The following is a 26,419-nucleotide window of genomic DNA, read 5'->3' as shown; positions in this document are numbered from 1 at the left end:
TATAAGAGATATTCTTTATTTTGAAAGGATTTTAACTATGGGAAATCATATATTTGCACTGGATATTGGTACTCGATCCGTTACAGGAATTATAATGGAAAAAATGAATGATAAATTTCAAGTGTTGGATTTTTATACAAAAGAACATCATGAAAGATCTATGCGTGATGGCCAAATACATAACGTTGTAGCAGTCTCAGAAGTAATTAAAGAGGTAAAAAAGAACCTGGAGAAAAGAAATGGCAATTTACATAAGGTTTGTGTTGCAGCTGCAGGAAGAGCATTAAAAACCGTTCAGGCTTCATCCGCTATTTCATTGGACCAACAACCAATTACCACAAACGAAACAATAAAACATCTTGAGTTAAGTGCAGTTCAATCAGCCCAAAAGAACTTAGCTATACAGGATAAAGAAAATGATTTTAAAAATTATTATTGTGCTGGATATTCGGTATTACAATATAAACTCGATAATGAACAAATAGGTTCACTGATTGACCAAATCGGAGACGAGGCTGCTGTAGAAATTATTGCCACATTTCTCCCAAAGGTAGTTGTTGAATCATTAATTGCCGCGTTAAACAGAGCTGATTTAGAAATGGAAGCTCTAACATTGGAACCAATTGCAGCGATACATGTGCTTATTCCGGAATCAATGCGCAGACTGAATGTTGCACTCGTAGATATAGGTGCCGGCACAAGTGATATTGCTATTACAGACAAAAGTACAATCGTAGCATATGGGATGGTTCCTGTTGCCGGGGATGAAATTACAGAAGCAATCAGTGATCATTATTTACTGGACTTCCCAATGGCAGAGCAGGTGAAACGGAATATTGTTGATCATGGAAAAGATGTAGTAAAAGATATTCTGGGCTTCGAAACAACGATTACATATGAACAGTTAATCGAAGATACAGCTGATAAAATTGAAAATCTGGCACATTCGATTGCTGAAAAAATTATTGAATTAAATTCAAAACCACCAAAGGCTATTATGCTTGTGGGTGGTGGAAGCCTGACACCGGAAATAACAACTGCTTTGGCAAATAAACTTAAATTACCTGACAATCGTGTAGCAATAAGAGGAATTGATGCCATTCAGAATTTAATTAAAACAGATAGCCTAACAAATCGTCCAGATTTTGTAACACCTATCGGAATTGCAATTGCCGCTGAACAAAATCCAGTCCATTATGTAAGTGTTAAAGTAAATGAAAAATTAATCAGAATGTTTGAGATGAAACAATTAACAATTGGGGACAGTCTAATCCAGTCAGGAATTGAAATTAATAAGCTATATGGAAAGCCTGGTATGGCGTCAATAATTACCCTTAATGATAAAGAAATCACATTGCCTGGTGCGTATGGAAACCCTCCATCAATTTATTTGAATCAAAATCCTGCTACTGTTGAAAGTATAATTGAAAATGATGATGAAATTATTATTCATAAAGGAGCAGACGGGAAGGCGTCTAAAGTTACCCTTGAACAATTAATTGAAAATATACCTTCCATCACCATATATGTTAATGAGGAGCCATTCGCATTGAAAATGAACTTTTATGTAAATAATCAATTAAAGTCAAAGGATTACCAAATTAAGGATAATGATACTATTACTTTGAAACAGACTAAAACAATTCAGGAATTTTTAACACAGAATAGTACCGAAAAACTAGGAAACACAAAGGTATTTACTTTAACAGTAAACAATAAAAAAATAAACCTGGACAAGGGCGAAACTCAAATCTATTTGAATAAGTATAAAGCAAGTATGGATCACTTTCTTAAACATAATGATCAATTGGTTATAATAGCTGCCAAAAAGCCAACAGTAAACGATTTGCTGGAACATCTGGATAAGAAATATTGGGACACGATTCGGGTTAGTTATAATGGTAAGCCCATTGTAATGGAACAACAGCTTTTAACTGTCAAAAGAAATGATAAAATATTAGATGAGCGTAGTACATTAATATTAAATGATGATTTAATAATAGAAGCGAAGCAGCAGGGTCCCTTCATATTCCAGGATGTTTTTCGTTATGTTGATATTGACCTTACAAATGCAAGCGGCAAATTTAAAATTTACAAAAATAACCAACCCGCTACTTTTCATGAAATTTTGCAAGACGGCGATCAATTAAATATCGAATGGTTTCATTAAAAAGCCGCTTTCGTTAGTTTGATTGTTTTTTTAGGTACCGGTGTAGATATAAAACTCGGCACAGTGAAAATTCGTTTGTGTTACGTATTCAATATTGCGAATGCTGGTTGAGCGCTAAAACTCGCTCCGGCAAGAATACTTCGCTTTCCGCGGGCACAGCCTCAGACTCCTCGAGAAACCCACTCTGCGGGGTCTTCGGACACGTGCTGGGGCTGTGATTACTCGCCCCACCGAAAACCTTTGTTCCCGCAGGAGTCTTCGTATTCTGCCTACGCTAGTGGATAATTTCTCTATTCCAGCTCATAAAGTTGAATGTTTCATAATTTTAGCTGCTAATGTTTTCTTCTATATCCAATTAAAGGATTAGAGGAAAAGATTACGAAACGAGCTAAACTGTTCTCCCCTCAAAGCAACCATACAAATGTAGATATCAATTGATTGATTAATTCAATTGATAAAACACTTTTTAAAGTTGACAAGCACAATACCAGCGAGGAAACACACGCAGACTCCTGCGGGAGGAAAGGCATAGGTGAGACCCCTAAAGACGAGTAGCACGAGGAGGCTCACCAGCCGCCCTAAGGTCCGCGTAGTGTGTTTCCGGTGCGATCTATAGACCTACTATCATTGATTTTACGTCGTCTCTATAGGAAAGGCAGTCTCCAATCGCCGGTCTTTTAAAAAACAGCCAATATAAAACAGGGTGCAGTTCAAATGAATGAACTGCTCCCTTTTAGGTGCTCTTTATTTATTTGAAGTTTCCAGCTCTTTAGCTGCGTCGTCGATTGCTTCTGCAACCTCTTCTGCAGCCTCCAGTGCTTCATCTTCTTTGCTTCTTTTTTCCTGTAATTTCCCTTGAACTGTTTTGGTTAGTTCTTTCGTTTTTTCTGAAGCGTTCTTTGTAAATTGAGATGTCGTATCCATTGCTTTTCTTTTTAATTCCGAGCCAGTTGTATATGCTTTATCTTTCCAACCGGATCCTTTTTCCTGTGCAGTATCTTTCCATTCTGATGCACGGCCTTTAACCTGACTTGCCCCTTGATTGATATCACTTCTTAATTCTCTGCCGGACTTAGGTGCAAGTAATAATGCTGCAGACGCCCCAACAATACTTCCGATTAGTGTACCGATGATAAAGTCTTTACTGTTAATATTGTTATCTCCCATTTCAAATTCCTCCTCGTATTTTTTGAAGATTTACTTCCTTTTCTTATTCCATATATCCATCATTGCTGCTCCCCATTTAACAGCTTGTGAAGCCTTGTCCTGATTTTGCTCAGAAGTACGTGAAATACTGTTGGATAGCTGTCTTAGTGATTGGTTGAAATCTTTTACTGTTTCACCAATACCTTTTGCACCATCAAAGATCCCATTCAATTTCGAAGATTTTTGATTAATATCTTCAGCTAATCGATTTGTCTTAGTTAGTAATTCAGTTGTTTCCGTTGTAATTCCCTGCATTTGTTTTTCAAGACTTTCCAATGTATTTGCTACATTATTCAGCGTTTGCTTTGTTGCTTTAAGTGTCATTGCAAAATAGACGACAAGTACAGCAAATGCAACAGCCGCAATTAGTGCAGCTATATATAGCATGATTTCCATTTGTGTTATCCACCCCTTCTGTTGTAAAAAGTCATTTATAAATTCGTGTAAAAAACAAATATCTATATTTACATTAACATAAATACCCTCTATAAGTCATACCCTTTGTATACTCCATTAAACATTAATTATGTATATAATAACCAATTCGACAAATATATATGAATTCCTTTTTTTATTTGGATGTTTTTTTACAGCAATCAAACAAAGAGTCTGTTATTCAAATCAGACTCTTTGCCTTTAGTGTAAACTTTTAGTTATTAATGGTATTAGCATTTACTTTTTCTTCATAGGCTTGTTGAAATTTTTGAATATCCCCTGCTCCCATAAATATTAAAACACTGTCTTGATGGGATGCTAATACGTCTGTATGAGATAATTCCAATACTGTACTGGTATCTATCAGGTTTTGTAAATCATTAATTGTAAGCTTTCCGGATTCTTCTCTTGCAGACCCAAATATATCACATAAATACACTTGATCAGCCAGACTTAAGCTGTCAGCAAACTCCTGCAGGAATATTTTTGTTCTTGTAAAGGTATGTGGCTGAAAAATAGCTACAATGGATTTATCCGGATATTTTTTTCTTGCTGAATCGATTGTTGCAGTAATTTCTTTAGGATGGTGTGCATAATCATCAATTAAGATTTGATTTCCAACTTTTTTCTCAGTAAATCTGCGCTTAACGCCTTCAAATGAATACAGGTTTTTGATGACTTCCGCTCCAATATCCTCATAATGACAGATTGCAATAACAGATAATGCATTAAGCACATTATGATCCCCAAACATAGGAATCATAAATGTATCATAGTACGTATTTCTGACAAACACATCAAATTCTGTGCCCTGTTCTGTTTCCTTTAAGTTTTGAGCCTGAAAATCATTTGTATCATCAAAACCGTAGTAAACTACAGGAACCTTTGCCTGGATTTGCTGGAGCTGTTCATCATCTCCACATGCTATAATCCCTTTTTTAACCCGATCTGACATCGATTGAAAAGCATCAAACACATCATTGATACTTGTAAAGTAATCCGGATGATCAAAATCAATATTAGTCATGATGGCATAATCTGGTTCATAGCGCAGGAAGTGACGACGGTATTCACATGCTTCGAAAACAAAATAGTTACTATCCACATGACCCTTCCCTGTTCCATCACCAATTAAATAGGAAATTGGAAAGGATTCATTAAGGACATGCGCTAATAAGCCGGTAGTAGACGTCTTTCCGTGAGCTCCGGTTACTGCAATGCTTGTATATTGTTTTAGCCATTCACCTAAAAATTCATGATATCTATAGTAGGTAACACCTTGTTTTTTTGCTTCTTTAATTTCAATATGGTCATCTGAAAATGCATTACCTGCGATTACTGTGTAATTTTCTTTGATGTTATCTTCTGAAAAAGGGAAAATAGGAATGTTTTTATCTTCCAAAGCTGCCTGTGTAAAAAATTGTTTCTCTACATCAGAGCCTTGTACGTTCTCTCCGGAATCATGAAGAATTTGCGCCAACGCACTCATTCCTGTCCCCTTAATACCAATAAAATGGTAAGTTGTCATAAAAAAGAACCTCCAAATTGTGCATAAAAGGATTTATTTTAATTTCGCATAAAAAGTGAAATCATATAACTATCTTATTATACCAAAATATAATACGCAATACAGTAAAATGTTTCGACACTACTAACCCTACCCGAAATACTCAACTTTCTTCAAGCGTGGATTTGGTCGATAGCGACGACCTTCTTTTGCTGAAGGGGTACCATTTAATAAGACATTATCACCGGTAAATCCGGTATTTATTCGCAACAAGCTTCTGCCGACTCCGTACATATCGACCGGTACTCCCATTTTTTCATATTCTGTAATACGTTCTTCTGTGAAACCACCGGAAACCATTATTTTAATATGTGTAAATCCTTCATCGTCCAGTGCTTTTCTTAAAGCAAACAGAAGCTCCGGATTAACACCTCTGGGATCAAAAGTACCCATAAGGTGATGATTTCTCAGGAAATATTTATCCACCAATGTTCTTGATGTATCTAATCGTACAGATTTTAAATCTTTCCCAAATTCACGAGCTACTTTTAATGAATCCGTTATTACATCATTATTATAATCCACAAGTGCTGCAAGTTCATCTTCAGGATACATTTCATAATAGGCTTTTGAAGCAGCAACAATATCTCCGCGGAACATCTGAATTAACGCATGTGGCATTGTACCCATGCCTTCTTTTCCCCACCATTCATTCATGGCATGTGTCGCTTGTGCTGTGGAGCCGCCGATAAATGCAGCATACCCATCTCCTGCCTGCTGTGTGTAATGATCATCACGATCCCCCATAAAAATTACCGGCTTTTGTTTGCCTGAAGTTCTGGCTGCTTTTACAACATTGTATACATTTGTAGCTACTGATGTTCTTCTCGCTAAAATTCCATCTATAATACCTTCCAGAAATCCAAACTGCTGGTATGCTCCGGAAATTGTTAAGATAGATTCATATGGACTAATTCTATCCCCATCCATCAATGACTTTATTTCCAGTGTTTCGGGATGATCTGCAAATGTATGAAGCAATGCTATTGCTTCATCTGTTCCACATAGAACTGCATTCTCTTTTTGAAAAAATTGCATGGTCACATAATTTTCGGGTAACTTTTCCTCAACTATCTCTTTTGTTTTCAAAAAATAAACAGCTGAGAACCAGCCTTCTTTTATTCGTTCATCAAATTTAAAAGTTTTATTTGTTAATCGTTTTATTTGTCCTGTTAGCTTTTGTTCAATTTCCTTCATAACAACTTTCTCCTTCGTCTAATTCTCTGTTCTTCTAATCATATATAAATTTTAGTAACTAAACAAGAATTTATATTATAATGTCCGGGAACAAAAGGGGAAAGATATAAGCAAATTAACATAGTGATCCCCCAAACTCTTCTCGGGTCTATTCTTATTGCATTTCTTCAATTTGTGTTTGTGTAACCAGTACTTCCCTCGGTTTGCTTCCATTTTGTCCTGAAATAATACCTTTGGATTCTAACGTATCAATTAAGCGTGCTGCGCGATTATAACCGATTTTAAAATGCCTTTGCAATAAAGATGTACTTGCACTATTATGATTTAGAACAAATTGCGTCGCATCCTGCAGCAATACATCTTCTTCCTCATCAGCATAGGTTTGTTCAAGCAATTGTTCCTGCTCGAATAAATAATTCGGTGCTGCAATATTTCTCACATGGCTTGTAACCCGTTCAATTTCTTCATCAGATACAAATGGGCCTTGCAGTCGAATACTTTGTCCGGCACCATTTTCGATAAAGAGCATATCTCCTTTTCCTAACAGCTTCTCTGCCCCGCCTGTATCAATAATCGTACGGGAATCAACCTGGGAGGATACACTAAACGCAATTCTTGTAGGAATATTTGCTTTAATTAATCCAGTTATTACATCTACAGAAGGTCTTTGTGTTGCAAGTAGTAAGTGAATCCCACAGGCACGGGCTTTTTGGGCGATTTTACTGATCGCATCCTCAACGTCCTGCGGAGAACTCATCATTAAATCGGCCAATTCATCAATTACAATTACAATAAATGGCATTTTTTCTACGGTTTGACCCTGGTTTATCATTTTTTGATTAAATCGTTCAATATCACGTACACCTGCTTGAACAAAACGCTCATAACGATCTTCCATTTCCCTGACAGCCCATTTTAATGCAGCTGTAGCAGCTTTTACATCTGTTATCACAGGAGATACCAAATGAGGAATACCATTATATGGAGCTAACTCTACCATTTTTGGATCAATTAATAAAAACTTTACATCCTCATGACTTGCTTTATACAGTAAACTTATTAATATTGTGTTAATACATACACTTTTTCCAGAACCTGTTGCACCTGCTATTAATCCGTGTGGCATTTTCTGGATATTTGTAATCATTGGCAGTCCTTCAATACTTAAACCTAAAGCTATTGTTAATGGTGAAGTACTTTGCCTGAACTGCTCCGTTTCAAAAATACCCTGTAATCCTACCATTTCTGCATGAAGGTTGGGAATCTCTATCCCAATCGTATTTTTTCCCGGTATGGGGGCTTCAATCCGAATGTCCTTGGCAGACATGTTTAACTTCAAATCATCACTTAGGTTTTTGACTTTACTTACTTTCACACCTAATTCCGGATGTACTTCGAATCTTGTTACAGAAGGTCCCTGTGTTGCATTAACTACCCTTGCACGGACATTAAAGTGTTTAAGTGTCTCCTCAAGCAATCGTTGCTGCTGTTTTACCCAAAGATGATCTTCATTGGTTTTTTGAACAGGATCATTCAGCAAATGGAATGGAATCGGACGGGTAAGTTTTTCGGGATTTTCTTTTTTCTCAGCATTTCTTGCACTTTTATCAAATAAATTCTTTTTATCCCTTGGAGTCATAATTACATTATAAGGACCCTGTTGCGTAGTCTTTTTGTGCCTGGTATTAATTTTCCTTTGCTTATTTTCTGTTTTTTTCTGTGTATCATCTTTTTTTATATCTTCTACAGGCTGCCTAATAGGCGTAACAGGCTGCTCTTGATTGGTGACCGGTTCGTTTGTGCTTGCAACTTCATTATGTATTACATCCTGAGGCGCGGTTTTCTCTTCTACCTGCGTATTTTCCACAAATTGCTGCATATCATTTGGTTTATTATCTTCAGGTTTTTCCTGTTCTTCCTGTTTCCGTTTGAAAGCGGGCACCTCTTCTATCTCTTTGTCTTTCTTTCTTTGCTGGAAACCATGAATTGGTGAAGGCACATCTGTTGGTTCAAATGGTATATCGTTATTTTTTTTATATACTTTATGATTACTTATAGACGGCTGTTTCCCAAGTTTCTTCCTGTTTTCATCCGGATTATTATTTCTTTTTCTTTGATAGGACGGCGTATCACTTTTTACTTTCCGTTCTGCTACAGTATCAGGAATAACGGGAAAACGAAAAGACTTTTTATTTGGATATTGATATTTTATTTTCGCCTGAACATTTTGTTGCACTTGGTTTAATTCATTATTTTTAGTAACTTCTATTTTTTCATCATCTTTAAATAGAGCTTTTATTTTATTTTTCCATTGCTCCAACACTTGAATTCACTCATTTCTTTATTCATTACTTATATTCTATCAGTTTTTAAAGGAATTGGTAGACAGTAGAAAAAGAAAAAACAACCCTTGTATAAACTCAGGTTGTTAGGCTTGTTAAAATGGGAAAGCTTCACCAACGGTATATGAATCATCCAGAATATAGATACCTTTTTCGTGCGGTGCATCAGGTAACCCCAATTCCTTTTGAGAGCATATCATACCATTCGATGGTACCCCTCTTAATTCTGTCGGTTTAATTTTCAATCCACTAGGCATGGTAGCACCAACTTTCGCTACAACTACCTTTTGATCCCGATCAACATTTGGTGCTCCACATACAATCTGCAGTGTTGCGTCACCAACATCAACCTTACAGACATTTAATTTATCAGCATTTTCATGAGGTTCCTTACTGGTTACATAACCAATTACAAATTTAGGACTTAAATCAAAATCAAGGGAATCATTTAAATCCTTTTCATTAAAGAAATTTTTTATTTGATTTAATAATTCTTCGGTTAACGTTATTTGTCCTGTTTCTCTTAAGTTAAAATGTTTTGATGCCTGAAAAATATTATATCCCAATACCTTTCCATCATGTGAAGTTATTTTTGTAATATCACCATAGTTTTCATGTTTGATTTCATATCGATTTCCCTCTTCCAATGGGATAATCAATACATCACCAACTCCATTTGGGTTATAAAAAACGTCCATTTCCTTATCCTCCTATTGCTTTTTCGGTCGATTTTTTGCAAGAATAAATACCGGCTCCAATTTCCTGTCCTCATAAATGAAAGATAGTGATGTAATTGGAATCCTTCCCTCCGCAAAAAACTTCATCGTCATTTGTGCTAATATATCATAACCTGTTTTGTTTTCAATGTCAGCTATTATCAGTACATCCTGATGTGGTACAGCAACAGCAAGTTCGCCTTTTGCATTTGCCTTCATTTCCTCAAGAAATGCTTCATTCAAAATTCGGCTGGCATCATAGCCGTCTTGAGTTGCTATAAAATAAAAGTCATTATCTGCTACCCGGTCTCTTTTTCTGTCAACAGGCAATGAGCGAACATTAAAGGATGCAATTTCATCTATTCTATCTTTGGTCCACCCTTCTTTTTCAAGTAGGGCCTCATCAATAAGCTTATAAGACTTTCCCAGATCCAACGCATAAAAGATACGAGTCTCTGCAGTATGTTCTTTCGTTAAAAGCTTCATACCGGATTTGGTTTCAGTCGGAAAAGAAGTTGATCGGATAACAGGATAAATAAATTTCTCCATCCCTATTAAATGATGTTCCTCATTCATTATTTTAAGCGCTTCTGTAATGTGATCCACCAACTCATCAATCGCTTCTTCTCCACGCTGATTATATTTAGAAATAACGTTAGGCAATGTAACTGTCATTCCCTGCTTCGATTCTTTCCATTCAATTCGAAACGTATCTTTGTCCCTGTTATAAGACGTTCTATAATTATCATTTGATAGTCGTTCTTCCAATATTTTTTTCAGTTTTAAACTGGTCATTTTCATGGTTGCTTCTCCTTCCTTCAGGGAGGAATTACGCAGGTAATCCTTTGATGAACTTTATAATTTCCTCTTTGGTTTTACGATCCTTACTGACAAATCTTCCTGCTTCTTTACCATTTTTATATGCAAGGAAACTGGGGATCCCATACACATCCTGTTCCTGGCATATTTCTATAAAATCATCTCTGTTTACTTCCACAAATGTATATTCAGGAAATTCTGCTTCAATTTCTGGTAGTACAGGTTCAATAACGCGACAATCCGGGCACCAGCCGGCAGTAAACATCATAATAACATTTTCCTTATTTGTCATTTCATTATATTGTTCAATAGTTTCCAGTGTTTTCATTTCAAATCATCTCCCTAATTTATCATAGCTTTGTTTTTGCTCGCTTTCAACTATCAGGAATTATAAACTAGGTAACGAGCAAGAAGCTGTCCAATAATCCCGACAGCTTCTTCCTTTATTCGGATTCTTTTGTAGCATCCATTGCAATAGACTTAGCAACTTTCATTAATTCCTCGGTATCTTCTTCCATCTTTCCTTTTGTTGTATAGGTAGTTATTTTTACACCGCCAATACCAATCTGTAATTCATAACCTTCACCTTCATCAGGCTGCAGTCGAATATAGCCAAATTTATTCTCATCACTGAAGGATTCAAGTAATAATGCATTTTTATCCTGTGCAGCATTATAATGTAACTGACTTAAAGGCTCCTCATTGTTATTATTAAAAACTATATAGGTCTGGTCTCCATCTTCTAAAACAAGGTTATTTTCATCTCCACTTTTTTCTTCCAACCCGCTTGGGAGATAGAAAGAATTCCCTTTAAACTCATAATTAGATTCTATCGGTGTATCATCCATAAACGTATTTTCCGCAATATCCTTCGTGTCTGTTATTGTTTCCTCTTCCGATTTCATACTGCAGCCACTGAGTGTCACAAATAGTAAAAAGAATACCGCTATGACAATTTGTATTGGTTTCTTCAATTTTCTTCCTCCTGCATTAGTGCTTTTAACCTATTTAATATAATACTATGAAATCATAAATTTTCAATAAAAGATTTTTAAAAATATATAACAACCTCCATACAGCAATTTATTTGCGAATAATTAAATAATTGGATAGTATTAAATCAATGGAAAAATATTGGAGGGGTATAATTGGAGCTAACTGTATATTTAGCAGGACAGATTCATGATGATTGGCGTGAGCAGGTACAACAAAAAGCAAAAGAAAAAAACCTGCCATTAACTTTCGTTGCACCACAAACGAACCACGGGAGATCTGATGATATTGGTGAAGATATTTTAGGAAAGCAGCCAGGAAGCGTATATAAAGATGATGCTGCCTCAAGTGTAAATAATTTTCGGACTCAGGTTTTAATGCAAAAATCGGATGTAGTCATCGCTTTATTTGGTGAGCAATATAAACAATGGAATACAGCGATGGATGCAAGTGCCGCGATAACAATGAATAAACCAACAATTATCATTCGACCTAAAGTTTTAATTCACCCATTAAAAGAGCTTTCAAATAAAGCAAATGTCACTGTGGAAACAGTTGATCAGGCATTGGAAGTATTGGGTTATATTTTTGAATGATTTTGAAAGTGAAAGCAGCGATGTGTTGTCGCTGCTTTTTTAGTGTGCAAGTTTTAGTGGGGTTGTGGGGGTGCTCAGGTGTGAGGTGCGGTTCGGTAAAGTTGAGAGATAGCTTGGCTTTGTTGAGAGAAGTGTGCTTAAAGTTGAGAGACGTGCACATGAAGTTGAGAGACACCTGCATGATATCTGTTTATCTCTCAACTTTGGTCTGAGCTCTCTCAACTTCCATATGTTTTCTCTCAACTTTCACACAAAACCTCTCAAATTCCAAGCAATCTCCAGCCATAAACCCTCCAACTCTGATACGCCTCAGCGTTCTGACCAGTATTCCCACTGTCCCTTTAACAATTTAACAACATGAGCAAACATTTCCTGCCGTGAAACAAGTTCATTTGTAAAAATGCCAATTGCACCTTCCTTTTTTCTTACTTCCTGTTTCTTTGCATATACATCCATCACGTCACCCAATTCCATACCTGTTTTCAGATCGAAATCAATTTCTTCGGGTAAAACTACTCTGGCACCACTTGAGGTGAAAATTTCCCCATCCCGAGTTGCAAGCGCACCCCAATTACATAAAAATAACTGGTTCTCCACATACATTACTCCACCCTCAAGGCCGATACCTATCACATTCGGACTGGATTCCATACTATGAACTGCCCGGTTTATCGCTCCCTGCCGTATTTCTTCATCTGAAAATGGCTGTGCAGCTACATCAGAAGGTACATTTAATGAATGAACCGTATAATTCGGAAAAATTTCCTGGACCGCTTTTATTTTTGTTGGATTCTTTGAACCGATTATAATCTCCACTGCTAGTTCATCCTTTACTGAAAAATTGCTGCTATCCATTTTGATAGCAGCAATTTATTTAAATTAACTTGATGTACGAATTTGTTCCACAGTATTTTGATCCGTTTCTTTCACAAGCTTTACAATTAGCTCCTTAGCCGCTGCATAGTCATCAACATGAATGATCGATGCTGATGTATGAATATAGCGCGAACAGATACCAATTACAGCAGATGGTACACCATCATTTGACAGGTGCACACGACCGGCGTCTGTTCCACCTTGGGAAATAAAGTATTGATAAGGAATATTATTCGATTCTGCTGTGTCCAGAATAAATTCTCTCATGCCACGGTGTGTAATCATGGACCGGTCAAAAATACGAAGCAATGCACCTTTTCCTAGTTGACCGAATGCTTCTTTATCCCCTGAAGCATCATTTGCAGGAGATGCGTCCAGTGCATAGAAAATATCCGGTTTAATCATATGTGCAGCAACCTGAGCGCCGCGCAAACCTACTTCTTCCTGAACTGTAGCGCCTGAATACAGTTGATTAGATAATGTTTCATTTTGCAATTCTTTTAATAATTCTACGGAAAGTCCACATCCATAGCGGTTATCCCAAGCTTTTGCCAGGATTTTTTTATTGTTTGCCATTGGAGTAAAAGGGGATATCGGAACAATCTGTTGTCCTGGTTTAACACCGATTTTTTCTACATCCTCTTTATCATCTGCTCCAATGTCAATTAACATATTTTTTATTTCCATTGGTTTCTTACGTTGTGCCTCTGTTAAATTATGTGGTGGAATGGAACCGATCACTCCTGTAACCGGGCCGTCACCCGTCATTATTTGTACTCGTTGTGCAAGTAATACCTGGCTCCACCAGCCACCTAATGTTTGGAAACGAATCATCCCATTTTTAGTTATCTGTGTTACCATGAAGCCAACCTCATCCATATGTCCTGCCACCATAACCTTTGGCCCGTTTCCCTTTTTCACACCAAAAACACCACCAAGATTATCCTGAATAACTTCATCTGAATACTTTTCCAATTCCTGTTTCATAAAAGAACGTACAAGATGTTCATTTCCTGGCGCACCTTGTAGCTCAGTTAGGTTTTTAAAAAGATCCATTGTATCCTGGTTCATCTGTAATTCCCTCCAACTCAATTACTATGTAATATATTTAGTATAACGGAAAGTGTCAGTTAGTTTCCACCATTCGGTCATTTTTTGTATGATTTTCTATTTTTTTGTATTTAAGGTATACTATTTATTGAAGATAAGGTTACTGGATAAATTAAAATTTTAGCAAGAGGTGAAGGGAAAATGAGTGTAAGAAAAACAGTTCTTGCAGCAGGTCTAGGTGTAGCAGTAGGCTATTTAGCTAAACAGCAGGTGGATAACTTTCAAAAAATCACACCGGAAAAAGCATTGAAACAAGCAAAAGAAACGTTTAGGAAAAATGGCCCAATCAGTGGTTCTTGGATTTATATGAAGCCGGAAGAAGTTGAAAAAAACGGCCTATTGTACAATGCCTATCGTGGTGGAGTTACACGAAGTATCGATGGTGAAAATAAACAATACGAATTTTATGTAGATGTGGAAACAGGTGCAGTAATCGGATCTGTTCAAACCGCATAATTTAGGAGAAATCGGCGAAAGAGCCGATTTCTTTTTTTGTGATATATTCATTTAGTTGGTCGGATGATGTTCCGGCGCTTGGGCTGATGTTCACCAGATCCCAGGTTATTTATATTCATAACGCAATCGTTCAATTTCATCAATCTTCTCTCCAGATGCATCAAATTTAACCGCACGATAGTAGGCATCATGATAAAAGGTATACCATGCTTTTCGTTTATATCCGAAATCCATCCATTTTTCCTTTTCATGAACAGAGGTTACTGGATAATCATCATATGCAAGTGCCCATAGTTTATTTTGATGTGCATGTGTCGGCATGATATCAGCCATATGAATGAAACAATCTTCACCATCCTCAAAAGTCAAAATGCAATGCCCATCACTATGTCCACTCGTATGAATCAATTTTAATCCGGGGACTATTTCAATTTCTTTTTCGAACGTTTCTACCTGGTTCACAATTGGCTTCCAGTTCATTTCCCAATATGTATTTTTCGAACGAATATTAGGATTTCTCATTTCATTCCATTCAACTGCTGAGGCATAGATTGTCGCATTTTTAAAAATCGATGCATAGCTGTCCCCAACCTTCTTCGTTAATCCACATGCATGATCAAAATGTAAATGTGTCATGATAACACTATCAATATCCTCTACTGTTAAGCCGGCTTTTTGAAGCGATTCTTCAACCAAAGATTGCTCAAGTACACCAAAGTTCCGTAACTGCTTGTCCGTCAATTTGTCATTTCCCATGCCGGAATCAATTATAAAATTCTTCCCATCTATCTGTAATAAGATCGGGTCTGTACGTAATTCAATCTGGTTTCTGTCATTATGTGGATATTTCTTTGCCCACAGAGCTTTAGGTACAACTCCAAACATTGCACCACCATCAAGGAAGTTTACTCCCCCACTTAGCCATGTTAAATTTGCTCTTCCAATTTGCAGTTTCTCCATCTATATCTTCCCCTTTCTCTCTACACAAAGTGTAGCTAATTATATAATTTTCTGCAAACGCTGCCATCTTTAGTTAAATCACCTTTTACATCTTTTATAGCAAAAACGACATTTATTTCAATGGATCGAAAAGTAAGCACAGGCCTATTCTTTTAAAAAACTGCCTAAAGAAAAAGAACCTATACAGGTCCTTATTTCTCCATATTATAAAAACCTTGCCCGACATCGATAGATTAACTGTCCTTTTTCAGAAAACTTCTCTTCGTATTCTGTCATTACATTTAATGGATCCTGATGATCATGCAAATCCAAATTTACTTCTTCCAGCATCATTCCAAATTTAGAAAAACTAACTAGCGAATATTCAAATAACCCTCGATTATCTGTCTTAAAAATTATTTCGCCTGATGCAGTCATTATCTTTTTATATTGCTCTAAAAAAGTATGATAAGTTAATCTTCGTTTCTCATGGCGGTTTTTCGGCCATGGGTCTGAGAAATTTAAATAAATGGAAGCTATTTCATTTTCCGCAAAAATTTCCTGCAGCTTCTCAGCATCTTCATTTAATAATAATATATTATCCAATTTTGAATCGATTACCTTTTGACCTGCAGTTACGATAATACTTTTGGCAAGCTCCACTCCGATAAAATTAATTTCCGGGAATTGCTTAGCCATACCTACAAGAAACTGCCCTTTACCTGTACCTATTTCTATATGAATTGGATTATTATTTCCAAATACAGACTGCCATTTTGCTTTATTTTCAACCGGGTTTGGAATGATGATATGTGGGTTATCCTTCAGAAAATCATCAGCCCATGGTTTATTTCGTTGACGCATATTTTACACCTTTCCTTACAACAAATTAAAATTGTATATAAAAATTAAAATAACTAAAACTATGACAAGAGGTGATTATCAATGTCCTTAACAGTAAATAACCAATTGACATTATTACATGATCTTTTGGATGAACAAAATTTGGATAGTATTGGAAATATATCCGAATACCAGCAAATTAAGCGATTAGTAAGTTCTATGCTAGCAAACAACAGGATAACCGACGAACAATTACTGCAGCTGCTTCCAGAAATTTATAATTATGGACGCCAGGGTGAAAATGCACAAAATGTACCTGAGCATATTACTACAAATAAACAGAATATCGAAAACTGGATAAGTGCAATACAACAAACTAATTTAGAATAGATGTACCAATATACTCATTTAATTCATTTAAATCCTTTAGTCGATCCATTACTTTAATTGGTTCATTTCTTTCACTATGCCAGCTTAAATAGTTAAGTCCGTCGAGTAATAAATACCAATACATTCTTTTAATTAAATGTTCATCCTTAGCAATCCCATAATTTCTCAGCCAGTCATTCCAATTTTCTTTTGGAATATACCATTTCAAAACCATGCCATAATCTGTTACTGGATCTGCTATAATTGCATTTTCCCAATCAACTAAATACAGAGAACCTTTATTTGTCAGTAATAAATTATTATGGTTTAAATCACCATGACAGACAACCAGCTTTTGTTCTCCGGTTATTGGTAATAATTGTTCCAGGTATCTCATTGCGATACGAACATCATCATACTTTGTTATCAAATCCGTTGAGTCCAGACGCTCACTCATATTAATAAAGCTTTCGTCTGAGGTTACGGGCTTCTTTCCCATTCGCATCAGCATATGCAGCAATTCGGAGGAATGGTGAATCTTACGTAATAATTCCGCTACTTGATGATGCTGCATTTCCAGAGGTTTGAGTTCTCTGGCATCCAACCATTCCTGTGCAGTTATTACATCACCATTTTCCATCCGTTTTGTCCAGATAAGCTTAGGAACAATACCTACTGCTGACAATACAGCCAGAAATGGCGAAGAATTCCTTTTTAGAAATAGGCGTTCATTATTCTTTGTTGCAATATAAGCATCACCTGTCAGTCCACCGGCAGGCATTACTTCCCAGCCTGTGCCCAGTACACGTTTAAGCCAATCCACCATACATTCCTCACATCTTTCAAAATTAACATTCAACTATCCATTTTATAGTGATTGATTAAAAAACACAACCATGCAGGTACATTATGCACCTGCATTTTTATTATATTCAATTCCCATCATTTTAATTGCCTTTGACGATTTTCGAATCACAACTGATTCAAACGTATCTGTCTGGCCATCCACCTGATAATACATTTCTTCATTTGAAAAAATCTTTACCTCTGAAGCTTCATACAATTTAACTTCTTTGAAATTAATATGCTTACCTGTAAATACAGTCATAAACAATGCTAAAACCTTCCATTTGGAAATACCGTGAATAATTAATACAGGAAAACGAGTTGGCTGTATCTTAGCATCTGGTATAATTTTCATTCCCCCACCATAATAGGGATGGTTGGAGATTGTAATCATCCAGCATTCAGGGATAGTAAGCTTTTGTTTATTGATTTCCATTTTAATTTCCCTTGGTTTAAACTTAAATAAAACCTGTATAAGTGCAATAATATAACTAACTGTACCAAGATGAAGTTTATTAAACAAAATTTTATAACTTGATTCATTTGCGGTTTTTGCTATCTCTGCATCAAAACCAAATCCCATATTATTCACAAAAATACGACCAGCGTTGTTATCCAATTTGTAATTGCCCAGCCAATACGACTTTTCTTTTTTACCTGTAACTATATCACGCAATATGTCGAGCGGTTTATGTTTCATACCAATACCCCTGGCGAAATCATTGCCTGATCCCCCAGGAATAAATGAAACTGGAATCTCATCATTTTCTAGACCATTTATCACTTCATGAAGTGTCCCGTCTCCCCCGATAACAATTATTGCGGTGACCTGTTTATAAAGGTTTTCTTTTATCTGTTTTGCAAGTAATTCGGCATGCCCATTATATTCCGTATAATAATATGTACTGTCAATTTCTTTGTATAAAGAACTTTTTGCAAGCTTTGAGAAGACCCGTCTTGCACGTCCATTACCGGCACTAGGATTTACAATAAAAATATACATTTACTACTTCTCATCCATAAAAGAATACGCATTTGTATCTTCTTCCCATTCCGGACGTTTAACAGAAGTGGATTGACAATGTTTCAGCAAAGCCTCTGCTGCTTTTAATTGGCGGCTTTTTAATGGGGATTGTAATCTGCGTTTCTCCTGGAACCATTCTTCATATGCTGTGTTTCCAACAATAGATAAATTGTAAGGCTCTGCCGAAAAAACAATATTATTTGTGCGTGACAAAACAGTCTTCTGTATAGAAAAATCAAGAACCGCTGAATTTAATATACTTCGGATAATTTGTTCAGTTCTTTTTAAAGAAATTATTGGGTTAATTATTTTGGACTCTTTTCCGCTATCTTCAATTGTCCATGTTCGTTCATCTCCGGCCACAATTTCGGCTTGGGGGGGTTCTTCCAATACATAGATAATTTCTATTCCAACAGGACTTATTAAAATAATTTCTCCATCTATAGGAGCCTTTCTTACATTAAATACCGGATAAAACATAATGAGATAAATATCCGGAAATCGCTGCAGGAAATATTTTAGTAGTGGATCTTTATGGTAGCTTTCATCCATAAATGACTTATCTGTAACTGTAGAAGTGGCCCATTTTAATTGAAAACGTAACATTTCATCTAAAAAATAATGTTTCAATTCTGTTTTAGTGTCGGGCAATTTTGGCTTCTGCTTAATTACTTCTTCCTTTTTAATATCTTTTTTTAGGAAGTTTTTCCACTTTGAAAATTTGGAACCAGTTTCAGGGGCTTCTAAATTCTCTTCTTTTATTTCTTCACTTGGATTATTCCAAGTGTGTTGAAGTTTTCTCCAATTATCCTGTTTTAAACGAATAAACTGGCTTGGATAACGGTATGCATTCCATTCGTAACGGGAAATATAATCCCGTAATTTAATCAGCTGGGCCATTTCCTTCATCCCTTTTTAACTTATACTTTTGTACAACTTCATATTTTGGTGACTTGGCTGGATGGATTCGGTATAGGACGATATGATTGACATGTAATAATTCCACAGCCGTAAACTGATCTTTTATCTCTTCTAAGTTTGCGATTGCTGCATCCCCTGCCCATTTTTTAGCAAGTGTAATATGTGGACGATATTCTCTGTTTTCTTTTGGAAACCCTATGCTCGCCGTAATGGTTTCAATTTTCGCATATAAATTGGTTAGAGACTCCGTTTTATCCACACCTGCCCATATAACACGCGGTTTAGATGGGTTTCCAAAAGTACCAATCGATCCTGCCTCAATCGAGAATTCACTTAATTCCTCTATTTTCTTAAGCTCTTTTCTTAACGCTAGTACTTTATTATCGGCAACTGCACCTAAAAACTTTAATGTTATATGCAGGTCTTGTTTCTCGGGCCATTGTTTGTAGAATACTTTTCCTTTAATCTCCTCCTGCCATGATGAAAAGAGATTTTGTAAGTTAGACGATAAAGGAATTGCTATAAAATAATGGGATTCTGACACGGAAAAACCTCCATCTATTTTTTCAGTGAAAGACAATAGTTCAATTCGGCATCTGTTAACTCCCGGTATGAGCCTAATTTAATGTTTTCATCCAAAAGCAGGTCCCCCATCCTAATCCGCTTTAAATAAGTTACCTGCTTCCCAACAGCTTCAAACATTCGTTTAACCTGGTGATATTTCCCCTCGGTTATTGTGATCTCCACTTTGGAAACAGCTTCACTCTCAAGGATTCTCAAGCTTGCTGGCTTTGTTTGATAACCATCCTCCAGCACGACACCTTGCGTGAATTTTTGTCCATCCGCTTCTGTAACCTTTCCACTTATTTTAGCATAATAGGTTTTTTCTATATCCTTTTTCGGTGAAACTAATTGGTGTGCAAGATCCCCATCATTTGTAATTATTAATAATCCCTCCGTATCTTTATCCAGTCTCCCTACAGGAAAGACTTTAAAGTGCTGGTGTTCTTCAGCTAAAAGATCGATCACTGTTTTCTCCCGTTTATCCACTGTAGCTGAAATATAATTCGGTGGCTTGTTCATCATCAGGTAAATAAACTGCTGATAATTTATTTGTTTTTTATCAACTTCCACAATATCCTTATCCGGGTCAATATGAAAACTTCCATCTTTTATTAGCTTGTTATTGACTGTAACCTGTTTTTTCTTCAGTAATAATTTTACTTCTTTTCTACTGCCAATTCCCATATTGGCAAGCAACTTATCAAGACGCATCTGAAATTGCCTCCTTTATTTGCCAAATATCCGATCCAATATACCGAAACGTTTACCAAGTACCCGCTCAAGCAATGTTGATTTATGTGCAAGGAATAAGTATATGATACCCCCGGATCCAACACCAAGAGCAAGCATTAAAATAGTTGCCCATCTTTCATCTTCGTATGGAAGGAAGGTTCCGAATACCGCTTTGACGATCCAGATGGTAATACACATAATAATCACAAAAATACCGATTAACATCGTTCGTTTAATAACTTCTTTAAATGGAAATTGTACTGCTGTTTTAACACGCCATATATTTAATGTAACAGCAATTCCCACTGCCAGCATCGTTCCGTAAATAGCACCTCTTGCACCAAACATATGGATCAGCTGTATATTTAGCAATATTTTAACAAGGAGACCTGCTGATAAACTGACAGCAGCAAACTTCTGTTGGTTTATCCCCTGTAATAAGGAAGAAGATACGGTAAATAAAGCAAATAATAACCCGACTGGTGCGTACCATGCTAATAATGATCCTGTGATATCAATCTTATACAATCCATATAATGCACCATACGCCTCGTAAGATAATACAGAAAGTCCGACAACTGCTGGAATGACAAGAACGAGGACAATTTGCAGTGCCTGATTTATTTGCTGGTATAATAATGCACGATTATTTTGTGTAAAAGATTTAGTTAATACCGGTAATATTGCCAGGGATAGTCCTGTGGCAATGGTTCCTGGAATAATAACAAGTTTATGACCATATAGGTTGATCGCAGACAGAGAGATCTCCCATACATCTTTATTGCCTGATGCTACCATCGCCCTTTCAAATGTAAAGGAATCTACGAGCTGATACAATGAAGTGGCTAAACCTACTATAATAAATGGACCTGCATAGCTGAATAATTCCTTGAATAACTCACTTCTTGGAATATTACTCGTATAGGTTTGCTGTGCTAATTGTTTATCCAGGCCCGGCTTACGTTTTTTCCAATATCCCCATAAAACAATTGCTGAGGCTATCCCACCAATACATGCAGCAAATGTAGCAAAACCAACCGCAGTAGAAATTGGTCCGTCAAGAACAACAATAACGATAAACGCTGCAATTAATAAAAATATAATTCGAATGATTTGTTCCACAACCTGTGAAACAGCTGTTGGCCCCATCGATTGATGTCCCTGGAAAAAACCTCTTACAATACTTGTAGCAGGAATAATTATTAAAGCAAAACTGACCATGCGTATTACTAAAGTCAGATCTGCAACTGTAATATTCTCGGAATTTTCACTTGTGATCATAAACCCTGCCAGCCATTCGGCGCTGAAAAATAATGTTAAAAACGCTAAAAATCCTGTAACAAGCATTAATGTAATTCCTGCTTTAAACATTCGCCGTCCTGTTTCATAATCACCTAATGAATTGTATTTCGAAACAAATTTTGAGACAGCAAGTGGCACGCCAATTGTTGATATACTAAGTATTATATTATATGGCGTATAAGCAAAATTATATAGTGTCCCCCCGGTTCCTCCTACCAGCGCATTAAATGGAATGACATAAATCATCCCTAAAAACTTCGATAAAAATGTTGCTCCTGTAAGCAACATTGCACCTCTTACTATATTATTCGACATTTTTTCACCTTGATTTCTATTTATGTATACAACCGTTATTTTACCATACATGGACATTATACAGATAACGATTCCATTACATTTTATCCGGAGCGTTAAGACTTCCTATAATAAAATCAGTAATATATTGTAGCACTTCTCCCATTAATGGTAAGATACATACGAAAGGAATGAAGCTAATTGCAATATGACGTAGTCGTTATCGGTGGAGGCCCATCAGGTCTAATGGCAGCTATTGCTGCAGCCGAAAATGGGGCAAAAACAATGTTAATTGAAAAAGGAAGTAAATTAGGGAAAAAGTTAGCCATCTCAGGTGGGGGCAGATGTAATGTTACAAATCGTCTGCCACAGGAAGAGGTTATTAAACATATACCCGGGAATGGAAAATTTTTATATAGTGCTTTTTCAGTTTTTAATAATTATGATATCATCGATTTTTTTGAAAAAATGGGTGTTGGTTTGAAAGAAGAGGATCATGGCCGCATGTTCCCTGTTTCCAATTCAGCAAAAACGGTAGTCAATGCATTAATTGATAAATTACATGAACTGCATGTTGAGGTTTATCTGAATACTCCTGTTAAGGCAGTGCATTTTGACGAATCTGAACATACAATAATTTTATCAGATAAGGAAAAGATAACAACAAAGGCTGTTGTAATTGCGGTTGGTGGAAAAGCAGTTCCACACACAGGATCTACAGGAGACGGCTATAGCTGGGCAAAGAAAGCAGGTCATACGATCACAGAGCTGTATCCAACAGAGGTTGCTCTTACATCCACTGAAGCGTTTATCAAAAATAAAAGTCTGCAAGGGCTATCTTTACGTAATGTTGCATTAACAGTTTTGAATAAAAAGAACAAGCCGATCATCACACATCAAATGGATATGATTTTCACCCATTTCGGAGTATCTGGTCCTGCAGTACTACGCTGCTCCCAATTTGTCGTAAAAGAATTTATGAAAGGACAGCAGCATGTGCCGATGATGCTCGATGTTTTACCAGAAGAAAATGAACATAAGCTTGTTGAAGATATTTTAAGTTCAATGGAGGCTAATCCAAAAAAATCCATTAAAAATTTAATAAAAGGTATTATTCCAGAACGGTTATTATCATATCTTTTATCAAAAAATAATGTAAATGAAGAACAAAAAGCCGGCAATATTTCCAAAGAATCTATCCGCTCCATTGTCCATGACATAAAAAACTTTACCTTTGATGTCCATGGTTCGTTACCACTTGAAAAAGCATTTGTTACAGGTGGCGGTGTATCCATTAAAGAAATTGTACCAAATACCATGCAATCAAAAATAATGCATGGTCTGTATTTTTGTGGTGAAATATTGGATATTCACGGCTACACCGGCGGATATAATATAACATCAGCTTTAGTTACCGGCAGACTCGCAGGATGGAATGCTGCTGACGAAGCTTCACTTTATACTGGTATATGATTCCTGACATTTTTTAAAAAAACAGTGCCATCCTAATAGTGTCCGGGGACATTATAGAAAGGAATGATTAGGTATGCAAAAGAACGGAATGTGGCTACCCTTAATCGCTTCTGTCGGGGTTGGAGCAGCGACTTATTATACAATGACCAAGAACAACCAAAATCTGGGTCAAACCATGCAAAAAATGGTACCCTTCGTGTCACAAATGAGCGGTGGTAATAACAGTGGTGGAACCAATGGAAATTCCCAACAGCTAGGTCCTTTTGGAATGAGCTAACATTCGGGCGCACCAATGGCGACGGTTGAACCAAGGCCAACAGGGCAAGGAAAGCTTCCCTAAAATATATCGCACGAAGAATTTTCTTTTTCAATGATATTGGGCATTCCGGTATTCGATGGGGTGAGAAAGCGCAGTCGACGTCGCTGTTTAATTTATACCTTAAATCCCGTCAGAGAGCGTGTCCTTTGGGCACGCTCTTTCTACAAATAAAAAATTGATAGACTATTCATGACATTTTATGTAGAATGAATATGTTATTTATTTTTTACATAATCGGCTGTAGAAAGGAAGAGAACATCATGAAAAGTTTTGGATTACTAGCACGAATAGTTGTAGCAATTCTCTTAGGTATAGCCATCGGTTCTGTTGCAAATGAATGGTTTATTAAGCTATTTGCGACTTTTAATGGACTATTTGGGAATTTCCTGGGATTTGTTATCCCATTAATTATCTTAGGTTTTATTGCACCGGGAATTGGCTCCATGGGGCGGGGAGCAGGAAAACTTCTTGGGCTTACAGGTTTAATCGCCTATTCTTCCACAATCATAGCCGGAATCATTGCTTTTTTTGTTGCAAAGAATATTTATCCAACACTATTAAGTGGACAATCCCTACAAGCATTCTCTGATCCTTCCGAAGGATTGAGTACAAGTTTTTTCGAAGTTGAAATGGCGGCACCAATGGGAGTTATGACCGCACTTCTTCTTTCATTTGTAATTGGACTCGGAATTGCTGCAATTAAAGGAAACACACTGCTTCATTTAACGGAAGAATTTCGGGATATTATCCATTTAGTTATCGAAAAAGTAATTATTCCATTACTTCCATTTCATATTTTTGGTATTTTTGCAAATATGACGTATGCCGGACAGGTAACTACTATATTAAGTGTTTTTGCAAAGGTCTTTGTAATGATAATTATTTTGCATCTTCTTTATTTAATAGTACAATACACGATTGCAGGTTCACTGAGTAAGGAAAACCCTTTTGTAATGCTTAAAAAGATGTCACCGGCATATTTCACTGCATTAGGAACACAGTCTTCAGCTGCAACAATCCCGGTAACACTAAAGCGAACAAAATCCTTAAAAGTGCGTGAAAGTACAGCAGATTTTACTGTACCATTACTTGCAAATATTCATTTATCCGGAAGTACTATTACATTGATAAGCTGTGCACTTGCAGTTGTGTTTCTGCAGGGAGAAACTGTTACGTTTGGCTCTATTATGCCGTTTATTCTAATGTTAGGAGTAACGATGATAGCAGCACCTGGTGTTCCGGGTGGAGCAGTTATGGCAGCAATTGGTCTACTTGAAACTATGCTGGGATTCGGACCTACAATGGTTTCATTAATGATTGCATTATATCTTGCCCAGGACAGCATTGGAACCGCATGTAACGTAACGGGTGATGGGGCAATTACATCTATTACAGATTCCATAAGTAAACGCAGAAATATCACAGAAACTGATCAAGCAGAAGCTTAATAAGTAAAGAATGCTGAAAAAGCACATCAAGTGTATCTTGATGTGCTTTTTTTAATGGAAAACATATATTTCGGTGCTAATATAACTTCGGAAGTAAGCGATTTTCTAAGTTATTCTCATTCTTCTTACGATGTTCTTCGGAGTTTCTGCTTTTCTACGGATGTTCCTAGAAGTTTATAAGTAACTTTTTTCCTCTTTTTTGACAAGGTCACTCTTGTTTCACTGTTAGCACTGTGACAGACGAGATAATAAGAAATTTTATAGCAAATCAATTCAATGAAGGTAGGGATGAAATATTCAAGATTGAGGAATGAGTTTAGTCAACATTAGAGTATGCTTAAGCATAAGGACTTCGAGCAGAACTTCAGCCTGAAAAGCGACTTTAATCGCCGGCATTTATGTCTAAATCCACCTGCTTTAGCCAGGTGGTCGTTTAAGAATCACTATTTAAAAGCTGCCGTATGTAGCCCATTAATTACCTTTGGTGGTGTTCAGTTTTAATCATACAAAAAAAGCTAAGAAACAATTATGTTTCTTAGCTTTTATCATTTGACTGGCGACGTCCTACTCTTGCAGGGACAAAGTCCCAACTACCATCGGCGCTGAAGAGCTTAACTTCTGTGTTCGGTATGGGAACAGGTGTGACCTCTTCGCTATTGCTACCAGACATCCCTTAAAAATAAGGACAAAATATATTATATGCATTTCTTTTGAAAAATGCAAGGGTTTTTTAGATTTATACCCTAAAAACTAAATAAGAGTGTTATCAACGGACGATCTAAAAGAATTTAGTTAAGTCCTCGATCGATTAGTATCCGTCAGCTTCACGTGTCACCACGCTTCTACCTCGAACCTATCAACC

The 26,419-nt window shown here is 36.5% G+C and carries 26 protein-coding genes and 1 rRNA gene; 7 read left to right on the top strand and 20 right to left on the bottom strand.

Annotated elements, in window-relative coordinates; translation table 11 throughout:
• Positions 1-37 precede the first annotated feature (37 nt).
• On the top strand, positions 38-2,170 hold the full coding sequence (locus CIL05_RS06595) for a cell division protein FtsA (RefSeq protein WP_095654728.1): 2,133 nt from the start codon (positions 38-40) through the stop codon (positions 2,168-2,170).
• Between the two features lie 744 nt (positions 2,171-2,914).
• Here the strand turns inward: CIL05_RS06595 and CIL05_RS06590 are convergent.
• The 9 genes from CIL05_RS06590 to CIL05_RS06550 all read right to left on the bottom strand — a co-directional run bounded on the left by CIL05_RS06590 (position 2,915) and on the right by CIL05_RS06550 (position 11,426).
• Positions 2,915-3,337: a YtxH domain-containing protein gene (locus CIL05_RS06590; protein ID WP_095654727.1), complete on the bottom strand. Its 423-nt coding sequence runs from the start codon at positions 3,335-3,337 to the stop codon at positions 2,915-2,917.
• A gap of 30 nt (positions 3,338-3,367) precedes the next feature.
• The gene (locus CIL05_RS06585; protein ID WP_095654726.1) at positions 3,368-3,772 is read right to left on the bottom strand and encodes a DUF948 domain-containing protein; all 405 of its coding nucleotides are present in this window, start codon (positions 3,770-3,772) and stop codon (positions 3,368-3,370) included.
• Between the two features lie 253 nt (positions 3,773-4,025).
• Complete coding sequence (murC, locus tag CIL05_RS06580; protein ID WP_095654725.1) at positions 4,026-5,339, bottom strand: UDP-N-acetylmuramate--L-alanine ligase; 1,314 nt, start codon at positions 5,337-5,339, stop codon at positions 4,026-4,028.
• A 129-nt stretch (positions 5,340-5,468) separates the two neighbouring features.
• Complete coding sequence (locus tag CIL05_RS06575) at positions 5,469-6,575, bottom strand: nicotinate phosphoribosyltransferase (protein ID WP_095654724.1); 1,107 nt, start codon at positions 6,573-6,575, stop codon at positions 5,469-5,471.
• Positions 6,576-6,729: 154 nt separating this feature from the next.
• The gene (locus tag CIL05_RS06570) at positions 6,730-8,898 is read right to left on the bottom strand and encodes a DNA translocase FtsK (protein ID WP_095654723.1); all 2,169 of its coding nucleotides are present in this window, start codon (positions 8,896-8,898) and stop codon (positions 6,730-6,732) included.
• Between the two features lie 114 nt (positions 8,899-9,012).
• Complete coding sequence (gene ytpR / locus CIL05_RS06565) at positions 9,013-9,615, bottom strand: YtpR family tRNA-binding protein (protein WP_095654722.1); 603 nt, start codon at positions 9,613-9,615, stop codon at positions 9,013-9,015.
• 12 nt (positions 9,616-9,627) lie between these two features.
• On the bottom strand, positions 9,628-10,434 hold the full coding sequence (locus CIL05_RS06560) for a DUF1444 domain-containing protein (protein ID WP_095654721.1): 807 nt from the start codon (positions 10,432-10,434) through the stop codon (positions 9,628-9,630).
• A 28-nt stretch (positions 10,435-10,462) separates the two neighbouring features.
• Positions 10,463-10,780 (bottom strand): thioredoxin family protein, encoded by a 318-nt coding sequence (locus tag CIL05_RS06555; protein ID WP_095654720.1) that lies wholly within the window; start codon positions 10,778-10,780, stop codon positions 10,463-10,465.
• A gap of 115 nt (positions 10,781-10,895) precedes the next feature.
• Positions 10,896-11,426 carry a hypothetical protein gene (locus tag CIL05_RS06550; protein ID WP_095654719.1) on the bottom strand — a complete coding sequence of 177 codons (531 nt, stop codon included), beginning with the start codon at positions 11,424-11,426 and terminating at the stop codon, positions 10,896-10,898.
• A 174-nt stretch (positions 11,427-11,600) separates the two neighbouring features.
• On the opposite strand from CIL05_RS06550, the gene CIL05_RS06545 reads away from it, so the two are divergent.
• Positions 11,601-12,041, top strand: coding sequence for a YtoQ family protein (locus CIL05_RS06545; RefSeq protein ID WP_095654718.1), 441 nt, complete (start codon positions 11,601-11,603; stop codon positions 12,039-12,041).
• A 309-nt stretch (positions 12,042-12,350) separates the two neighbouring features.
• On the opposite strand, the gene CIL05_RS06540 is transcribed toward CIL05_RS06545, so the two are convergent.
• Together CIL05_RS06540 and CIL05_RS06535 are read right to left on the bottom strand one after the other, a co-directional pair.
• The gene (locus tag CIL05_RS06540) at positions 12,351-12,857 is read right to left on the bottom strand and encodes a DUF84 family protein (RefSeq protein ID WP_095654717.1); all 507 of its coding nucleotides are present in this window, start codon (positions 12,855-12,857) and stop codon (positions 12,351-12,353) included.
• A gap of 63 nt (positions 12,858-12,920) precedes the next feature.
• Positions 12,921-13,988 carry a M42 family metallopeptidase gene (locus tag CIL05_RS06535; protein ID WP_095654716.1) on the bottom strand — a complete coding sequence of 356 codons (1,068 nt, stop codon included), beginning with the start codon at positions 13,986-13,988 and terminating at the stop codon, positions 12,921-12,923.
• A 180-nt stretch (positions 13,989-14,168) separates the two neighbouring features.
• Here CIL05_RS06535 and CIL05_RS06530 point away from each other — a divergent pair, with 180 nt between their 5' ends.
• Complete coding sequence (locus tag CIL05_RS06530) at positions 14,169-14,483, top strand: PepSY domain-containing protein (protein WP_095654715.1); 315 nt, start codon at positions 14,169-14,171, stop codon at positions 14,481-14,483.
• Positions 14,484-14,588: 105 nt separating this feature from the next.
• Here CIL05_RS06530 and CIL05_RS06525 read toward each other — a convergent pair whose 3' ends face one another.
• Both CIL05_RS06525 and trmB read right to left on the bottom strand, forming a co-directional pair.
• Complete coding sequence (locus CIL05_RS06525; RefSeq protein WP_095654714.1) at positions 14,589-15,443, bottom strand: YtnP family quorum-quenching lactonase; 855 nt, start codon at positions 15,441-15,443, stop codon at positions 14,589-14,591.
• Positions 15,444-15,647: 204 nt separating this feature from the next.
• On the bottom strand, positions 15,648-16,286 hold the full coding sequence (trmB, locus tag CIL05_RS06520; protein WP_095654713.1) for a tRNA (guanosine(46)-N7)-methyltransferase TrmB: 639 nt from the start codon (positions 16,284-16,286) through the stop codon (positions 15,648-15,650).
• Between the two features lie 81 nt (positions 16,287-16,367).
• On the opposite strand from trmB, the gene CIL05_RS06515 reads away from it, so the two are divergent.
• Entirely contained in the window at positions 16,368-16,655 is a 288-nt protein-coding gene (locus CIL05_RS06515; protein WP_095654712.1) for a YtzH-like family protein, read from the top strand.
• Here the strand turns inward: CIL05_RS06515 and CIL05_RS06510 are convergent.
• The 6 genes from CIL05_RS06510 to CIL05_RS06485 all read right to left on the bottom strand — a co-directional run bounded on the left by CIL05_RS06510 (position 16,642) and on the right by CIL05_RS06485 (position 22,338).
• Positions 16,642-17,460 (bottom strand): phosphotransferase family protein, encoded by an 819-nt coding sequence (locus CIL05_RS06510; protein WP_095654711.1) that lies wholly within the window; start codon positions 17,458-17,460, stop codon positions 16,642-16,644. The genes CIL05_RS06515 and CIL05_RS06510 overlap by 14 nt on opposite strands.
• Before the next feature lie 81 nt (positions 17,461-17,541).
• Entirely contained in the window at positions 17,542-18,483 is a 942-nt protein-coding gene (locus CIL05_RS06505) for a diacylglycerol/lipid kinase family protein (RefSeq protein ID WP_095654710.1), read from the bottom strand.
• A gap of 3 nt (positions 18,484-18,486) precedes the next feature.
• A complete protein-coding gene (locus CIL05_RS06500; RefSeq protein ID WP_165769056.1) occupies positions 18,487-19,404 on the bottom strand; it encodes an NERD domain-containing protein in 918 nt (305 codons plus the stop codon).
• Entirely contained in the window at positions 19,388-19,969 is a 582-nt protein-coding gene (gene thpR / locus CIL05_RS06495; RefSeq protein WP_095654708.1) for an RNA 2',3'-cyclic phosphodiesterase, read from the bottom strand. The genes CIL05_RS06500 and thpR overlap by 17 nt, the downstream gene beginning before the upstream one ends.
• A 14-nt stretch (positions 19,970-19,983) precedes the next feature.
• Positions 19,984-20,700, bottom strand: a complete 717-nt coding sequence (locus CIL05_RS06490; RefSeq protein WP_095654707.1) for a pseudouridine synthase — start codon at positions 20,698-20,700, stop codon at positions 19,984-19,986.
• A 15-nt stretch (positions 20,701-20,715) separates the two neighbouring features.
• Positions 20,716-22,338, bottom strand: a complete 1,623-nt coding sequence (locus tag CIL05_RS06485; RefSeq protein WP_095654706.1) for a putative polysaccharide biosynthesis protein — start codon at positions 22,336-22,338, stop codon at positions 20,716-20,718.
• A gap of 180 nt (positions 22,339-22,518) precedes the next feature.
• On the opposite strand from CIL05_RS06485, the gene CIL05_RS06480 reads away from it, so the two are divergent.
• The 3 genes from CIL05_RS06480 (at position 22,519) to CIL05_RS06470 (ending at position 25,557) form a co-directional block, all read left to right on the top strand.
• On the top strand, positions 22,519-23,790 hold the full coding sequence (locus CIL05_RS06480) for a BaiN/RdsA family NAD(P)/FAD-dependent oxidoreductase (RefSeq protein WP_095654705.1): 1,272 nt from the start codon (positions 22,519-22,521) through the stop codon (positions 23,788-23,790).
• A 73-nt stretch (positions 23,791-23,863) separates the two neighbouring features.
• Positions 23,864-24,067 carry a hypothetical protein gene (locus tag CIL05_RS06475; protein WP_095654704.1) on the top strand — a complete coding sequence of 68 codons (204 nt, stop codon included), beginning with the start codon at positions 23,864-23,866 and terminating at the stop codon, positions 24,065-24,067.
• Between the two features lie 302 nt (positions 24,068-24,369).
• Complete coding sequence (locus CIL05_RS06470; protein ID WP_095654703.1) at positions 24,370-25,557, top strand: dicarboxylate/amino acid:cation symporter; 1,188 nt, start codon at positions 24,370-24,372, stop codon at positions 25,555-25,557.
• Positions 25,558-26,108: 551 nt separating this feature from the next.
• Here CIL05_RS06470 and rrf read toward each other — a convergent pair.
• Positions 26,109-26,224 (bottom strand): 5S ribosomal RNA (gene rrf, locus CIL05_RS06465).
• Positions 26,225-26,419: the final 195 nt, after the last annotated feature.

The organism is Virgibacillus profundi (assembly GCF_002287375.1).
In the GTDB taxonomy this organism is placed as follows: Bacteria; Bacillota; Bacilli; order Bacillales; family Amphibacillaceae; genus Virgibacillus_K; species Virgibacillus_K profundi.
The sequence above is the reverse complement of the archived record's forward strand: the minus strand, read 5'-3'. Positions and strand labels throughout refer to the sequence as shown.

What these genes read in the sequence shown, in the direction of transcription:
- murC (WP_095654725.1), bottom strand. Translation starts at nt 5,339, where the DNA reads ATGACAACTTACCATTTTATTGGTATTAAGGGGACAGGAATGAGTGCG.
- ytpR (WP_095654722.1), bottom strand. Translation starts at nt 9,615, where the DNA reads ATGGACGTTTTTTATAACCCAAATGGAGTTGGTGATGTATTGATTATC.
- CIL05_RS06475 (WP_095654704.1), top strand. Translation starts at nt 23,864, where the DNA reads ATGCAAAAGAACGGAATGTGGCTACCCTTAATCGCTTCTGTCGGGGTT.
- CIL05_RS06505 (WP_095654710.1), bottom strand. Translation starts at nt 18,483, where the DNA reads ATGTATATTTTTATTGTAAATCCTAGTGCCGGTAATGGACGTGCAAGA.
- CIL05_RS06535 (WP_095654716.1), bottom strand. Translation starts at nt 13,988, where the DNA reads ATGAACCAGGATACAATGGATCTTTTTAAAAACCTAACTGAGCTACAA.
- CIL05_RS06500 (WP_165769056.1), bottom strand. Translation starts at nt 19,404, where the DNA reads ATGGCCCAGCTGATTAAATTACGGGATTATATTTCCCGTTACGAATGG.
- CIL05_RS06485 (WP_095654706.1), bottom strand. Translation starts at nt 22,338, where the DNA reads ATGTCGAATAATATAGTAAGAGGTGCAATGTTGCTTACAGGAGCAACA.
- CIL05_RS06585 (WP_095654726.1), bottom strand. Translation starts at nt 3,772, where the DNA reads ATGGAAATCATGCTATATATAGCTGCACTAATTGCGGCTGTTGCATTT.
- CIL05_RS06575 (WP_095654724.1), bottom strand. Translation starts at nt 6,575, where the DNA reads ATGAAGGAAATTGAACAAAAGCTAACAGGACAAATAAAACGATTAACA.
- trmB (WP_095654713.1), bottom strand. Translation starts at nt 16,286, where the DNA reads ATGCGTCAACGAAATAAACCATGGGCTGATGATTTTCTGAAGGATAAC.
- CIL05_RS06525 (WP_095654714.1), bottom strand. Translation starts at nt 15,443, where the DNA reads ATGGAGAAACTGCAAATTGGAAGAGCAAATTTAACATGGCTAAGTGGG.
- CIL05_RS06510 (WP_095654711.1), bottom strand. Translation starts at nt 17,460, where the DNA reads ATGGTGGATTGGCTTAAACGTGTACTGGGCACAGGCTGGGAAGTAATG.
- CIL05_RS06555 (WP_095654720.1), bottom strand. Translation starts at nt 10,780, where the DNA reads ATGAAAACACTGGAAACTATTGAACAATATAATGAAATGACAAATAAG.
- CIL05_RS06560 (WP_095654721.1), bottom strand. Translation starts at nt 10,434, where the DNA reads ATGAAAATGACCAGTTTAAAACTGAAAAAAATATTGGAAGAACGACTA.
- CIL05_RS06590 (WP_095654727.1), bottom strand. Translation starts at nt 3,337, where the DNA reads ATGGGAGATAACAATATTAACAGTAAAGACTTTATCATCGGTACACTA.
- CIL05_RS06490 (WP_095654707.1), bottom strand. Translation starts at nt 20,700, where the DNA reads ATGCGTCTTGATAAGTTGCTTGCCAATATGGGAATTGGCAGTAGAAAA.
- CIL05_RS06515 (WP_095654712.1), top strand. Translation starts at nt 16,368, where the DNA reads ATGTCCTTAACAGTAAATAACCAATTGACATTATTACATGATCTTTTG.
- CIL05_RS06470 (WP_095654703.1), top strand. Translation starts at nt 24,370, where the DNA reads ATGAAAAGTTTTGGATTACTAGCACGAATAGTTGTAGCAATTCTCTTA.
- CIL05_RS06530 (WP_095654715.1), top strand. Translation starts at nt 14,169, where the DNA reads ATGAGTGTAAGAAAAACAGTTCTTGCAGCAGGTCTAGGTGTAGCAGTA.
- CIL05_RS06595 (WP_095654728.1), top strand. Translation starts at nt 38, where the DNA reads ATGGGAAATCATATATTTGCACTGGATATTGGTACTCGATCCGTTACA.